The organism is Malikia sp. (genome assembly GCF_028687635.1).
GTDB lineage: Bacteria > Pseudomonadota > Gammaproteobacteria > Burkholderiales > Burkholderiaceae_C > Malikia.
Window position 1 is genome coordinate 28515 of the sequence record NZ_JAQTZS010000004.1, and the last position, 14102, is coordinate 42616.

The following is a 14102-nucleotide window of genomic DNA, read 5'->3' on the forward strand; positions in this document are numbered from 1 at the left end:
GATGGCAGCTGGATCGATTGTGATTGACCTGCTGATGAAGACGGGCGCGTTCGAGACCGACACCAAACGCGCCGCCGACATCGCGAAAAAGCGCTCGCAGGCGATGGCAGATGCGTTTGAGCGCATGGGGCGGCAGATCGCGACGGCTGCATCCGTCGCAGGCGGCGCGCTCACGGCCATGGTGACCCAGACCAACAACAGCGCCAAGGAGATCACGAACCTGGCGCGCATCTCGGCCGCCAGCGTCGAGGAGTTCCAGAAGATCGCGATCGCCGCCAAGTCGGTCGGCGTCGAGCAGGACCAGCTCGGTGACATGTTCAAGGACTTCCGAGAAAAGATCGGCGAATTCGTCGCGACCGGCGGTGGCGAGATGAAGGATTTCTTCGACAACGTCGCGAAGAAAGCTGGCGTCACCGCCGACTCGTTCCGCAACCTTTCGGGGCCTCAAGCGCTGCAGCTGTACTTCAACTCGCTTGAAAAAGCCGGCGTCTCGACCGAGCAGATGTCGTATTACCTCGAGTCGGTTGGCAACGATGCGACCAAGCTGATTCCGCTGCTGCGCGATGGTGGCCGGCAGTTCAAGAGTCTGGGCGACTCAGCGGAGAAAACGGGCCAGGTGATGAGCGAAAAGCTCATCGCCGATTCGCTCGCCCTGTCGAAGAATCTCGACGAGATGATGGGCATGATCACTGGGCTGAAGAATCAGATCATGTCCGAGATGATTCCGACACTCACGCATTTTTCCGGGAAATTCCTGGAGGTCGCAAAGAGTACTGGCACGGGAAAGGCAGCTCTGGTGACTTTTGGCGAGGCTATGGCCAGCGCGTTCAACGTCGACGAGTTGGGCAACCTGCAGCGCGAGGCATTGGCGGCGCAGTTGAGTGTCGAGTCGCTGTCACGCCAGCTCGAGACGGCGTTCGACATGCCGTTCGGAATGGGCGAAGGTGCGGCCGCATCGATTCGTGCCAAGCTCGATGCCGAGCTCAGGAACGTCGCGCGCATCAACGAGCAGATCAAGAGCCTGGTCGGAACTGGACAGGGGAATTCCAGCCCTACGCCGTCTCCCGTCCCGCCGCCTGGCATGACGCCGAGCAATACGCCCTGGGTGCCAAAAAACGAGGATGCCATCAAAGCGCTGGAGGCTGCCAAGACCGCCATGAGGGCTGCGCGTGCCGAGTCCATGCATCTGACCCAGGCGCAATCGGCGCTCGCCGAAGTCATGGCGTCGAAAGAGTGGAATGGCTTCAGTAGCGCGCTTCGGGAGCAGATCAAGCTTGCTTACAACCAGGCCGATGCCATCGCGCTCAGCACCCAGGCGGCCAGCGGCCTGAAGGCGGTGCATGACATGATCCGTTCCGCCAAGTCTGAGGCTGACGGGTTGACGCAGGCCCAGGCCGCTTTTGCCGATGTCATGGCCTCGACCGAATGGTCTCGCTACAACAAGAACCAGCAGGATGGCATCCGGCTCGCTTACGAGGAGCTCGACCTGATTCAGCAGCGCACCAAGGCTGCCAAGGAGCTGAAGGACGCCCGTGAACAGGAATCCCGGTCCGCGTTCGAGAACATTTCGAACTTGCAAAAGCAGATTGAGGACACCCAGCTTGCGGGAATCTACAAGCAAAAAGCGCCGCAGGCGATCGAGAGACTGGCGATTTCTAGGCTGCGCGAGAAGGCAGACACACTGGGTGGGTTTGAGGGAAGTCAACCGCAGATCGACCTGATCAATCAGGAGATCGCTGCCCGGGAAAAGCTGCTCAAGCTGCAGCAGGCCAACGATGCCGACTACTGGGGAAACTGGCTGTCGGCTGCCGAAGAGGCGATGACCAACTTTGACAAGCTGGCCATCAGCGTCGTTGACAATTTCAGCAGCGGTTTCGGCAACGCCTTCGAGCAGATGATCTTCGAGAGCCAGAGCCTTGGCGACGCGATCACAAGCCTGACCGAGGGCATGGCCCGGTCGGTGGTCAATGCGCTCAGTCAGATGGCGGCGCAGTGGGCGGCGGCTGAGCTGATCAAGCAGCTGGCAAGCGAGGCCACGACGACTGCAGTGGTCGCCGGCACTGCGGCGCAGGCTGCAGCGGGTGTAGCGGCCAACGCCGCTGCGGCGGCTTCTGCTGCTGCCACCGGGCCAGCGATCGCGGCCAGCATGGCGCCGGCGGCTGTCACCACATCGGTGGCCACTGCCGGCACCAATACGCTGCTGGCGGTGGCCGGCATCGTCGCCGCGATGGCGCTGATCCCCAAGTTGGCCGGCGCGCGCGCCAACGGCGGCCCCGTCGCCGGCGGCCAGACCTACCTGGTGGGCGAGCGTGGTCCCGAGCTGTTCACGCCCAACACCAGCGGCGCGATCATCCCAAACCATGCGCTGGGCGGCCCAGCCCAGGGCGGTGACGTCACGGTCAACCTGATCGAGGACAAGAGCCGTGCCGGCCAGACGCAGGAGCGCAACAACGGCGGCGCGCGCGAGATCGACGTGTTCGTGGCCGACATCATGGGCGACGGTCCGCGCGGCAAGGCGATCCAGAAAGCCTTCGGGCTGCAGAGGCGGGGCTACTGATGGCCGCGATCGACTTCCCGGTCGGTTTGCCGCTGCCGCTACGCAGTGGCTACGACGTCAACCATGCCTCGCCGCTGATGCGGTCCGAAATGCAGTCGGGCCGTGCCCGGCAGCGTCGGCGCTACACCAGCGTCCCGAGCCTGGCGTCGGTGTCCTGGATCTTCAGCCAGAGCGAGGCGCAGTTCTTCGAGGCCTGGTTTCGCTGGCAGCTGGCCGACGGCACCGAATGGTTCAACGCCCGCGTGCGTACCCCGATGGGCCTGATGGCCTACGAGTGCCGGTTTGCCGAGATGTACGCCGGCCCGCAGCTGGTCGGCGTCGATCGCTGGCAGGTGCAGGCCCAGCTCGAGCTGCGCGACCGTCCGACCCTGCCGCCTGGCTACGACATCGTCCAGAGCCTCGTGCTGCAGTCCGCCATTTTTGACCAGGCGATCAACCGGGAGTGGCCGACATGACCGTGCTGGAACGTGTGTTTGCCAGCGGCGGCACCGAGGTGGTGATTCCGACGCTCGAGATCACCTGCGCGGCCTGGGCGGCGCCGCTGCTGCTGTGCAACGGCTGGGAGGACCACACCTGCACGACCGAGGACAACCGCGTGCTGACGTTCCGCGCGTCCGGGATCCAGGTCGCCTTGCCCAAGCGCAACACCTCCGGCACCCAGGTGCTGACGTTTGCAATCGACAACGTGACCGGCGACGCGCAGGCGCTGATCGACCAGGCGCTGGAAGCCGGGGAGCGCGTGCACTTGACCTTCCGCCACTACCTGAGCAGCGACAAGAGCGCGCCGGCCGAGCCGCCGCTGCGCTTTGTGGTGCGCGACGGCGCCATGGAGGGCGCAACGGTGCAGATCAACGCCGCGTTCTACGACGCGATCAACACGGCCTGGCCGCGCGCGTTCTACACGCCGACCTTCGCCCCTGGCCTGAGGTATTTCGGGTGATTAACGACTGGCTGCGCATCCCGTACCGCGACCATGGCCGCGACTGGGCTGGCTGCGACTGCTGGGGCCTGGTGCGCATGGTGCGCCACGCCCTGCGCGGTGACCTGCTGCCCAGCTACGGCGCGATCGATCCGCAGGACAAGCCGGCGCTGACCGGTGCGGCCGGGGAGGTCATGCACGGCGCGGGCTTTCGCGAGTGCAGCGCGCCCCAGCCGGGCGCGATCGCGACCGTTTGGCGCGGCGTGCTGTGCCTGCATGTCGGCATCGTGGTCGATATCGAGCAGCGCCTGGCCGTGCTCGAGACCGGGCGGCGCCATGGCGTGCGCTGGCTGCGCCTGCCCGACTTCAAGCGGGCCTATCCGAACGTGAGCTTCTATGACAACGATTGAGGTTTACCCGTCGACGCTGCCGGGCGAGCCGCTCGAGCGCCACCAGGTTGACGGCGGGACGCTGCACGACTGGCTGAGCCGCCAGTGCCCGAGCTATCGCGCCGGCGCGCAGCAGCCGATATCGGCATCCGTCGACGGCCAGGTCGTGCCGCCTGAGCAGTGGCAAGCCCTGGAGCTGACCGGTCAGACCGTCGAGCTGCGGCCGAACCCGCGCGATGGCGCCACGGCGCTCTACATCATCGCCGGGGTGCTGCTGGCACCGACCGTGCTCAAGCTGTTCATGCCTGGCATGCCGAGCATGGCCAACGGCCAGCAGGGCCGGCAGCTGCAGTCGGCCAGCCTGCAGGCCAACACGCCGCGCTTGAACCAGGTCATCCCGGAGATAGCCGGCCGGTACCGCGTCTACCCGGACTACCTGTGCCAGCCGCGCCGCCGCTTCGTCGACACGCGCACCGAGGCGATCGACGCGATGCTGTGCATCGGCCGCGGCGAGTTCGAGATCGACCCCGACGAGATCTACATCGGCGAGACGCCGTTGTCGACCCTGGGCGACGAGGTCAGCTATCAGATCTTCGGCCCGGGCCAGACGGTCACGGGCCACGCCGCACACCAGAACTGGTACAACCTGCCCGAAGTCGGATCGACCCGCGCCGGCGCCGGCCTGCGCTTGATCGACGAAGACCCCGCGACGCCAACCGGCTCGCCGTCTACGATCACCGGATCGGCTGCGCCGTCGCTGCTGTATGCGACCACGCCCGTGACCTGGGCGGTCGACGGCGACTCGGTCACGCTCAACGCTAACTACCTCGACGCCGCCGCGCTGCTGCCCGCCATCGAGGCGCAGCTCGACCCGCAGCGGCTGGCGGCGGCCATCGATGCGTCCGGCCGGCTGGTCATCAGTTCCCGCTACCCGTACACCGGCCAGCCGCTGACGCTGACCGGCAGCACGGGCGCGACCTTTGGCGCCGCGCCCGTGCTGGTGACCGGTCAGATCACGCTTGGCCTGTGGCTGGGGCCGTTCCGCCTGGCGCCGGCCAACGAGGTTGCAAGCCAGATCGAGTACGACGTCTTCGCGCCCAGCGGCCTAGGCCGGGTGGAAGACAGCGGCGCCATCTCTGAGCGCACGCGCCGGATCGAATTGCAGTACCGCGTTGCCGGTGGCGCCTGGACCTCGATCTACCAGGACCTCACCGGCGCGTCGCGCGACCAGATGGGCTGGACATTCGCCACCACCTTGCCAGCTGCCCATGCCAATGTCGACGTGCGCATGCGCCGCCTGGGCGTTGAGAGCATCGACATCAAGGATCTGGACCGGCTCGAGTGGTACGGCATGCGCTGCCTGCTCGAGTCGCCATCCAGCTATGCCGGCGTCACAACCATGGCCGTCACCGTGCGCGGCTCTGACCGCATCAGCGCCAACACCGAGAACAAGATCAGCCTGATCGCCACGCGCAAGCTGGGCGGCGTCGCGACGCGCGACATCGACGACTGGGTTCGCTACGTGTGCGCGGACATCGGCTACTCGGCCAGCGACCTGGACGAATCCGAGCTGTCCGCGCTGGCGGCCGTGTGGAGCGCCCGCGGCGACCGCTTCGACCATGTCACGCTGGACCAGACCACGGTCAAGGATGCGCTGGCCACCGCGCTGCGCGCTGGCTTTGCCGAGCTGACCATCGACGCCGGCAAGATCAGGCCCGTGCGCGACCAGACCCGCGCCACCTTCGAGCACCTCTACACCCCGCAGAACATGGTGTCGGTGCTGCGCCGCCAGTTCACCGCCTACGACCCGGACGACTACGACGGCGTCGACGTCGAGTACGTCAGCTCGACCACCTGGGAGCAGGAGACGGTGCAATGCCGCCTGCCAGGCGACCAGGGCTTACGGGTCGAGAAGATCCGGCTCGAAGGCGTGACCGACCGCACGCGAGCCTGGCGCATCGGCATGCGGCAGCGCCGCGCCCATGTCTACCGGCGCAAGACTTACACGTTTTCGACCGAGTGGGACGCCCTGAACAGCCGCTACCTGAGCTACTGCGCCGTGTCCGATGACGTGCCGGGCTACGGCCAGTCGGCGCTCCTGACCGGCTACAGCAGCGTGACGGGCGGCTTGCTGCTGCGCGCGTCCGAGCCGTTGACCTGGGTGACCGGTGCCAGCCATGTGATCGCGCTGCGCCGGCCCGACGGCACGCTGTCCGGCCCGCACGCGGCAACCCGCGTCGACGACTACCAGGTGCAGATCGCGGGCTCGCTTGACTTCACCCCGGTGACCAGCTGCGCCAGTGATCCGACCCACCTGCTGTTCGGCACCACGACCTCCTGGTCCTACCCGGTCCTGATTTCCGAGATCTCCCCCTCCGGCGACACCGTTGACGTGACAGCCGTGAACTACGACGCACGCGTGTACGCCGATGACGACAACTCTCCCTTCGTCTGAAAAGGCCCCCTGATGACGACCTACAACACCGGCAACGCGATCGGCAGCACTGATGCGCGCGATCTGTATGACAACTCGCAGAATTTGGATCACTTGGTCAACAGCACGAGCGCGACCTACTCTGACCGGAAAGGCGTCACGCGCTGCACGCTGGCTGGAATTCAAAGCGCTGTTAAAGACGTCTTTTCTGATGTTGATGCATCTGTCTCGAAGAAGATGACGGATGTTGATTCGGTTCTCGCCTCAAAGATTACCGAGCTGGATTCGATAATTTCGTCCCAGTTCAATCTTTCTGCCGCGACCGCATGGTCATACAAGATCGGCGCCACCCCAGGCACATCGGAAGGTCAGACAACGTTCAGCGGTCTTGATCTCGCAGAGGGAAACGTCGAGGTGTTCTACAACGGAATTCGACTCTATTCACCCGATGACTACAGCCATACCAATAGCGCGTTGACGCTGGCGGCTCCATGCGTCAGTGGCGATATCGTGGTGATCAACAACTTCCGCTATCCAGTGACGGTGATTGATGGGGGTTACTACGCATGAGCATCAGCAAGGCATTCATTTTCGCGCAATTTTCAAATACTGGAGCTCCAGCTGCCATTTCGATTTCCGATGAAGGAACCCCTCTCGGCACTATCGTGAAGTCTCTCGACTTTCGTGGTAATCCGGTGCAGACAACAGCGGATGCACAGGGTAACGTTGTTGTGAATATTTCTTCCCCGCAGACCATCGATATCGTCGATGGAGGCAATTTCTAACATCAATTTTCAGGAAAAATTCCATGGCAATCATCAAAGTCAAGCGCCGCGCAGCAGGCGGAGCCGCAGGCGCACCGACCACCCTCAATTCTGGCGAGCCGGCGTTCAACGAAGTCGATGACGTCTTGTACCTGGGCACCGGAGACAACGGATCGGGCGGCGCCACCAGCATCAAGGCGATTGCCGGTCTGGGCGCTTTCGTCGATAAAAGCACCGATCAGACGGTCGCTGGCATCAAGACGTTCTCCAGTAGCCCCGTGGTTCCCACTCCTGCCACGTCGGACAGCAGCACGAAAGCGGCTAGCACGGCGTTCGTGAAAGCCCAGGGCTACATCGCTGGCAACCAGAGCATCACCGTCGGCGGTGATGTGACAGGCTCGGGCACCACTTCCATCACCCTGACGCTGAAGAATACCGGATCGGCAAGCACCTACACCAAGGTGACGACCGATGCCCAGGGTCGCGTGACCGCTGGCGCATCTCTGGCCGCAACCGACATCCCGACCCTGACGGCAACGAAGATCAGCGATTTCGACACGCAAGTTCGCACATCTCGCCTGGATCAGATGGCTGTTCCGACTGCGGCCGTCAGCCTGAACTCGCAGAAGATCACCAACCTGGCCGATCCGACCGCCGCCCAAGATGCCGCCACCAAGTCCTATGTCGATGGCGTTGCGCAGGGATTGGACATCAAGCACAGCGTCGTGGCAGCGACCACGGCCAATATCACGCTCTCCGCCCCCCAGACGATTGATGGTGTGGCAGTTGTGGCCGGTGATCGAGTGCTGGTCAAGGACCAGACTACCGCCAACCAGAACGGCATCTATGTCGTCAATGCAGCCGCCTGGACACGATCCGCTGATACCGACGCATGGACGGAACTGGTGTCGTCATTTGTCTTCGTCGAGAAAGGTACGGCCAACTCCGATAGCGGGTGGGTCTGCACAGTCGATTCGGGCGGAACGCTAGGCACCACGGCCGTCACTTGGTCACAGTTCTCTGGTGCGGGTCAGATCACTCCAGGCAACGGCTTGACGAAGAACGGCAACACGCTTGATGTGGTCGGAACAACGAACCGCATCACGGTCAATCCCGACAGCATTGACATTGCCAGCACATACGCCGGTCAGACCTCGATCACGACGCTGGGCGTTGTCACCACCGGCACCATCGACGGCGGCACTTTCTAAGCATCTGAAAAGGAAAAACCGGAATGGCTATTTTGAAAACGAAGCGTTCTACCGTAGCAGGGGTAATTCCGGCCGCATCCAGTATCGTGCTGGGTGAGCTAGCCCTCAATACCGAGGACGGCCACCTCTATGCTGAGAAGCTGGACGGCACTACGGTGCAGCGAATTGGGACGACGGCAGATCGCGTTACATACATGCCGGCAGGAACTGGCGCAGTTGCAACGAATGTGCAGGAGAAGCTGCGGGAGATTTGTGATCTTATCACTTATACCCCAACCGCCAATATTGCTCTTATTCCACGGACAATTTCATCTACTTTGTATTCCATAGGGGACTCACAGACTCGCGGGTCGAATGCAGCAATTGGTGTTTATTACACAGATGGCCTGGGAAGGCTTTTGCCTCAGTATCGATGGCCACACATTGTGGCTGATCTGTTAGATAACGCCATGACTGTCAGTAATTTTGCCATTGGGGGTCAGCGCCTTGGGTGGAATGCAAGCGGAGGCGCCCAGTGGTCGATTTTCAACCAGATGGGTAACCTTGGACCGTATGCTGGGGCTGCAGAAGCGCCTTACGTCATCTGTGTGATGGGTGGGTGGAACTCAGTCAACCCGTATTCGACCACAGAGGAATTTTACAAGATCGTTAGGCGCTCACACGAGGCTAACATTGCGCGCCTGCTGGTAGACCATTGGGGAGGAATTTCCCATCTCGGGTGGGCCGATCCTATTTTGGGCGGAAAAGGAGTTGGATCAACCCCAGGATTTGTCACGACGGCCGGTCTATCAGAATCAATTCAAGATACTGTAGCCACGGACAAAATGTCTTTCAATCCGTTCTACTATGGAGATACAACTGGTGGTAGATGGGTCACAAGACTAACAAACGGTCAGTATTCGCAGATCACACTGAGCAACCAAAGGTCGTGTGCTGTATTCCTTGAGACTGACCCGTCATTACAGGGTATTGCCACGATCACGGTAAATGGTGCTACGGTGGCTACCGTAAACTGCTACTGGACCAGCGCATTCAACGATGACCGATGGCCTATGGTGGTGTGGATTGAAAACCTCCCAGCGTCTGCCAACATTCGTGTAACGTGCGAGGTTGGCGGAACGAAGTCCGTTCGTCTTCTGGCGTTTGGCTGGTGTGGAAAAGATTCCGGGGTAGCGCGCCGCCGGACTATCATCTATGGATCAACTGTTGCTAACTCGGCGAACCAGCATGATCCTGCTGTGCTTTACACATGCGCGAAGCAAACGGAAGCTGCTGTTGGAATGTTCTCAGAATACGGGGTTCTGTTTGCAAACGCATTCAATAGCTGGGTTGAGGCAGAGGATCAGGAGTCGCAAGACATAAGCCACCTTACGCCAGCTGGAAATATTCGAGTGGCAAAATCATTTTTGATGGCCAAACCGGTCCATTTCATGCCATCGACCTCGTTCATTAAATTGTGATGACCAATACAACCATGCGACGACATCAACGCCAAAAATTCACCGATGGATTTCGAGCCGCTCTGTTTGATAGCGACTTGATCAGCACGCGCCTGGCGCTGGCGACCGCTGAAATGTGCTGGGCTATCATGCTGTTTTGGCCGGGAAACACTTTCGAGCGGCCGACATATACAGTCATGAGTCACGTCGCGCCGGAGATAGCCTGGGCAATTGCCTTCCTTGTAACATCAATCGTGCAATTATCAATCGTGGTCTATAACGCCTACCGCGAGCCATGGGCGCATTGCTTTGCGGCCTGGAATGCCTGTATTTGGGGATATACCGTGGTGGCGATGCTGCTATCGGTCTACCCGCCGCCAGCAGCCATTGGTGGTGAGCTGGCACTCATGATCAGCGCGATCTGGATCTGGCTGCGGCCCATCATCATGCGACATGGGGAAAGGCTGCACCATCATGCGTGAGAAAGACGATCAGATAGAAGAACTGACGCGCGCGGTGCATCAGCTGCAACAAGCTGTTCAGCGGCTCGAAACGGCACTGCCGCGCAACGATTTGGGTCTGCCTGATGCGGATGGGCATCGCCAATACCACGCCGGCAAGATCCGGCAGGCCGGCGAAATCAAGGGCTATCAGACCGCCGTGACACAGAAGATTCTGCTGGGCCTGGTGGGTGTTGTCATGGCGGCCCTGGCATCGGGTTTCTGGCAGCAGGTGACCGAGCAGATCAAGGCGGTGACGCCATGAATCCAATCTTTTACGCAATGATTTTCAATTGGTGGAGGCTGTGGAAATGAAGACATATCTGATCAATCGCGCCCGCGAGGCTTCGACCTGGCGCGGCCTGATCCTGATCGCCGCCGCCATCGGCGTGCCAGTCGCGCCCGATCTGGCCGAGGCCATCGTGTCGGCCGGCCTGGGCCTGGCCGGCCTGGTTGGCGTGCTGGTGGCTGACCGATGACGCCGCTGACTGCCAAGCAACTGCAGGCTGCCACGGGCTGCACACCGGAGCGCGCCGTGCGCTGGCTGCCGCATATCGAGCGCGCCTGCACGCTCTACGACATCACCAGCTCTAGGCGGCTGGCCGCCTTCCTGGCGCAGATCGGCCACGAATCCGGTCGCCTGCGCTACGTGCGCGAGATCTGGGGTCCGACCAAGGCCCAGGCCGGCTACGAGGGCCGGGCCGACCTGGGAAACCGTCTGCCTGGCGACGGCCAGCGTTTCATGGGGCGCGGGCTGATCCAGATCACCGGGCGCTTCAACTACCGCGCGCTATCGGCAGGGCTGAAGCTGGTGCGCAAGGATGCGCCCGACTTCGAGCGCACCCCCGAGCTGCTTGAGCAGCCGGAATGGGCCGCGCTGTCTGCTGCCTGGTACTGGCACAGCCGCAGCTTGTCTGCGCTGGCCGATGCCGGGGACTTCGAGCGCATCACGCGCAAGATCAACGGCGGGCTGAATGGGCAGGCTGAGCGGGTGGCGCTGTATGGCGCGGCGATGAATGCGCTGGCGTGACCAGCAGCCGCCCGACCCACCCCAGCTCAAACCGCCATGCTCATCTGGCGCTGATCTACCGGCGCACCGCGCAGCGCGTACCCCCTGCTCTGGCGCGCGATCACGCCGTCACGCTCAAGCTCCTGCAGATAGCCGCGCACGATGTCGGTTCCGCCGCCCTGGGCGGCCTGGATCGCCCGGATCGATGGCGTCAGCGTGCCGGCCTGCACCGCATCGCGGATGCGGCGGTAGCGGTAGCCGTCCTCGGCGCCTACGCCCGAGTCGCGCTTGTGCCCCACTTCGACCGGAGCCGAGCGCGGCTTGCGCGGCGCGGCCCGGCGCTTGGCCGGCGCCTGCTCGACTGCACCGCCCGACCCGTCCGACGACTGCACCGGATTCGGTGCGGTCTCGTTCGGCTGGGACTGCACCGAAACAGGTGCAGTGCGTGTGCCAGGCGTATGCACCGAATCCGGTGCGATCGGTGCGGCAGGCGCGGTGGCGACCGGCGCAGAGTAGCTGGCGGCAGGGTAGGCCGGTGCAGTCACGGACATGACCGGCGCCGCGAAAGCCGCCGCCGGGATGGCCGCTGCCGGCACGCCGGCTGCCGCCCAGCGCCGGGCTGCAGAGTAGGGCGGGGTGACCTGGTCGACGATGCGGTGCGGTGCAATCGCGCCAGCCGCTGCCGAGGCTGGTGCAGTCGCCGCGCGCGCCGCCGTCGCATGGCTACGCGCGATGCCGACCAGCAGACCGCCGACGCTGACCGCTGCCACGCCGGCCAGGATGAAGGCCACCGCGCCGGCCGCGCTGAACAGCTGCACGCCGCCATTCCCCAGCACGCCGACTGCGGTCGGGCGGCGCTGTGCCTGGGCGCGTGCCAGCTCGGCGATCAGTGGGGCGGTTTGGGCCTCCAGGTCGGCGGCATCGCGGATCGAGCGCGCACCGTCGGCGCGGCTGTCGGCAATCCAGCTGCGGGCCGATTTCGCGCCGGCTTCGCGCAGCGAGGCAGCGGTGCTGCGGGCTGTTGCGATCTGAGCCTGCAGCTGCTGCACCCGGCTTTCAGCACCTTCGGCCAGCGTCTCGGCACTGCGAGCCAGGACCACCTTGGTCGTGTACACGGTGACGATCTCCAGCAGCAGCAGCGCCAGGGCGCAGGCGCTCAGCATCCGGCGCGCGGTGCGAAAGCGATCGTGGCGCAGCAGGGCGGCGGCAAAGAAGAAGGCCAGGTGCGCGACCACGGCCAGGATGCCGTACCAGGTGCGCAGCTGTCGCGCTTCGAGGTCCGGCTCGATGCGGCCCAGACCGATGATGTAGAACTGCCCGTTCACCCACGAAATGCTCAGACCGAGCGCGAGCAGTGCCAGGCCGATCAGGGTGTACGCGCCCGGGCGCAGGTGGATGCGGCTTTCGATGTCATGCGTGTTCATGGTGCTCTCCCGGATCAGGTGGCCAGGGCCAGGCTGGCCTTGGCGCTGGCGCGCTGGGCGCGCAGCTCGGCGCGCGAGCGGCCGGTGACGAACAGTGCGTGATCGACCTGGGCGGTCTTGACCAGCAGCCCGGCGGCGTAGTCGCGTAGCACCTGCTCGGGGTCGATCAACCCTTCGGCCCGGCCACCGAGGGCCGTCGCGCCAGCGCTGTACCGCGTCACGGTCCTCGTGCTGGTCGGGGCTTTCGGCTGGGCCAATGGCTGACCGATCAGCACCGGGGCGCGCATGGCCTCGATCGACCCGCGAAACAACGCGGCCTGCACTGCGTCGATCTTGGCCCGTCCCTGGGCCTTGGCGGCGTCATCGATCGGCGCGGGCTGGATAGCGGCGCCCGGCTCGGGGCTGTAGTAGCGGGCAAGGAGGAAGGTGCGGCTGGGCTTGGCCAGGATGTATTCGGCGGCGGCTTGCGGCGCGATGCCGACCAGGGTGGCTTCGCGGTGCAGGTCCTGCAGGTCGGCGGGCTTGAGCGCCGCCTTGCCGTGGCGCAACCGCTGGGCATTGACGGCGGCCAGGGTGTCGGGGGCGATGGCCACCGCAATGGCGGGCTGGGCCGGTGCCGGTGGCGTGACGATCGGCGCGGCAGGGGTCGCCAGTGCAGCCGGTTCAGCTGGTGGTTCAGCTGGTTCAGCCGCTGCACCGACAGCCGGCAGGCAGCCGCGCACCGCGTCCGCTGCCACGGCGAGCGGCACTTCGCCGCTGGCGTCGGCGGCCTCGATCAGGTCGCGCAGGCTTTGGCCGCTGATCGGCAGGCCCTCGGAGCGAGCTGCGGCGATGTGGGCCAGCACGTCGTCCACGGCGGTCCTGGGCTGTTCGGTCTTCAGGTCTTCAAAAATCGGGAGGGGAGGGAAGGTGGTCCCCACCAGGTCGGCTGCCGGCGCGCACGCATCAGACTCCTCCCCAGAGTAATACCCAGAGAACCACCCAGAGTGTGCGACATCCATGTCATGGGTCTGTGTCGAAAATGTCGTGGGTGGCTGCTCGGAATGTCTGGGGTCGATGTCGGAAATGTCCGGGGTGTTGGAGTTATCCACAGGCGCGATGGCCTGCTGCGGGAGCTTTTTGCAGGTCTCAGCCTCGGCCAGGGCCTTGACGTTGATCTTGTACACGAGGCACTTACCGCTCATGCCCACACGGTCCACCAGTCCGAGCCCCACCAGGGCATTGATGTAGCGGCTGGCTTGTCTCTTGTCCACCCGGCCGCTGCGTCGGCCGATGGTCTCCAGCGACATCGTGGTGCAGCCGGTGTGGCTGTCGCGGCAGCGCGCCAGGGCGATCAGTGCGAGCTTCTGGCCGCCGGTCAGCAGGATGTCGCAGGCATCGATCAGCGCGACCAGGCCGGGGTGCTTGAGGCCGGCCGCTTCGGGGGCAGTGTTCATGGTCTGCATGTCGTCACCCC

The 14102-nt window shown here is 63.9% G+C and carries 15 protein-coding genes; 13 read left to right on the forward strand and 2 right to left on the reverse strand.

The window, feature by feature from the left end:
* Position 1 precedes the first annotated feature (1 nt).
* Genes PHR85_RS04000 through PHR85_RS04060 form a run of 13 tightly spaced genes read left to right on the forward strand, consistent with a single transcriptional unit; the run spans position 2 to position 11243 of the window.
* The gene (locus PHR85_RS04000; RefSeq protein WP_300050750.1) at positions 2-2557 is read left to right on the forward strand and encodes a hypothetical protein; all 2556 of its coding nucleotides are present in this window, start codon (positions 2-4) and stop codon (positions 2555-2557) included.
* Entirely contained in the window at positions 2557-3012 is a 456-nt protein-coding gene (locus PHR85_RS04005; RefSeq protein WP_300050753.1) for a hypothetical protein, read from the forward strand. Before PHR85_RS04000 ends, PHR85_RS04005 begins: the two co-directional genes overlap by 1 nt.
* A complete protein-coding gene (locus tag PHR85_RS04010) occupies positions 3009-3497 on the forward strand; it encodes a DUF1833 family protein (protein WP_300050756.1) in 489 nt (162 codons plus the stop codon). The genes PHR85_RS04005 and PHR85_RS04010 overlap by 4 nt, the downstream gene beginning before the upstream one ends.
* Positions 3494-3886, forward strand: coding sequence for a hypothetical protein (locus PHR85_RS04015; RefSeq protein WP_300050759.1), 393 nt, complete (start codon positions 3494-3496; stop codon positions 3884-3886). Before PHR85_RS04010 ends, PHR85_RS04015 begins: the two co-directional genes overlap by 4 nt.
* Positions 3873-6320 (forward strand): host specificity factor TipJ family phage tail protein, encoded by a 2448-nt coding sequence (locus PHR85_RS04020; RefSeq protein ID WP_300050762.1) that lies wholly within the window; start codon positions 3873-3875, stop codon positions 6318-6320. The genes PHR85_RS04015 and PHR85_RS04020 overlap by 14 nt, the downstream gene beginning before the upstream one ends.
* Before the next feature lie 12 nt (positions 6321-6332).
* A complete protein-coding gene (locus tag PHR85_RS04025) occupies positions 6333-6869 on the forward strand; it encodes a hypothetical protein (protein WP_300050765.1) in 537 nt (178 codons plus the stop codon).
* Entirely contained in the window at positions 6866-7084 is a 219-nt protein-coding gene (locus tag PHR85_RS04030) for a hypothetical protein (RefSeq protein WP_300050767.1), read from the forward strand. Before PHR85_RS04025 ends, PHR85_RS04030 begins: the two co-directional genes overlap by 4 nt.
* Before the next feature lie 23 nt (positions 7085-7107).
* A complete protein-coding gene (locus tag PHR85_RS04035; RefSeq protein ID WP_300050769.1) occupies positions 7108-8274 on the forward strand; it encodes a hypothetical protein in 1167 nt (388 codons plus the stop codon).
* Between the two features lie 23 nt (positions 8275-8297).
* Positions 8298-9734: an SGNH/GDSL hydrolase family protein gene (locus PHR85_RS04040; protein WP_300050772.1), complete on the forward strand. Its 1437-nt coding sequence runs from the start codon at positions 8298-8300 to the stop codon at positions 9732-9734.
* Positions 9734-10195 (forward strand): hypothetical protein, encoded by a 462-nt coding sequence (locus tag PHR85_RS04045; RefSeq protein WP_300050774.1) that lies wholly within the window; start codon positions 9734-9736, stop codon positions 10193-10195. Before PHR85_RS04040 ends, PHR85_RS04045 begins: the two co-directional genes overlap by 1 nt.
* Positions 10188-10478, forward strand: coding sequence for a hypothetical protein (locus PHR85_RS04050; RefSeq protein ID WP_300050776.1), 291 nt, complete (start codon positions 10188-10190; stop codon positions 10476-10478). The genes PHR85_RS04045 and PHR85_RS04050 overlap by 8 nt, the downstream gene beginning before the upstream one ends.
* 46 nt (positions 10479-10524) lie before the next feature.
* The gene (locus PHR85_RS04055; protein ID WP_300050779.1) at positions 10525-10692 is read left to right on the forward strand and encodes a hypothetical protein; all 168 of its coding nucleotides are present in this window, start codon (positions 10525-10527) and stop codon (positions 10690-10692) included.
* Positions 10689-11243 carry a glycoside hydrolase family 19 protein gene (locus tag PHR85_RS04060; RefSeq protein WP_300050782.1) on the forward strand — a complete coding sequence of 185 codons (555 nt, stop codon included), beginning with the start codon at positions 10689-10691 and terminating at the stop codon, positions 11241-11243. Before PHR85_RS04055 ends, PHR85_RS04060 begins: the two co-directional genes overlap by 4 nt.
* 26 nt (positions 11244-11269) lie before the next feature.
* On the opposite strand, the gene PHR85_RS04065 is transcribed toward PHR85_RS04060, so the two are convergent.
* Together PHR85_RS04065 and PHR85_RS04070 are read right to left on the reverse strand one after the other, a co-directional pair.
* Positions 11270-12646 carry a hypothetical protein gene (locus tag PHR85_RS04065; RefSeq protein ID WP_300050784.1) on the reverse strand — a complete coding sequence of 459 codons (1377 nt, stop codon included), beginning with the start codon at positions 12644-12646 and terminating at the stop codon, positions 11270-11272.
* 14 nt (positions 12647-12660) lie between these two features.
* Complete coding sequence (locus PHR85_RS04070; RefSeq protein ID WP_300050786.1) at positions 12661-14082, reverse strand: hypothetical protein; 1422 nt, start codon at positions 14080-14082, stop codon at positions 12661-12663.
* Between the last annotated feature and the right edge of the window lie 20 nt (positions 14083-14102).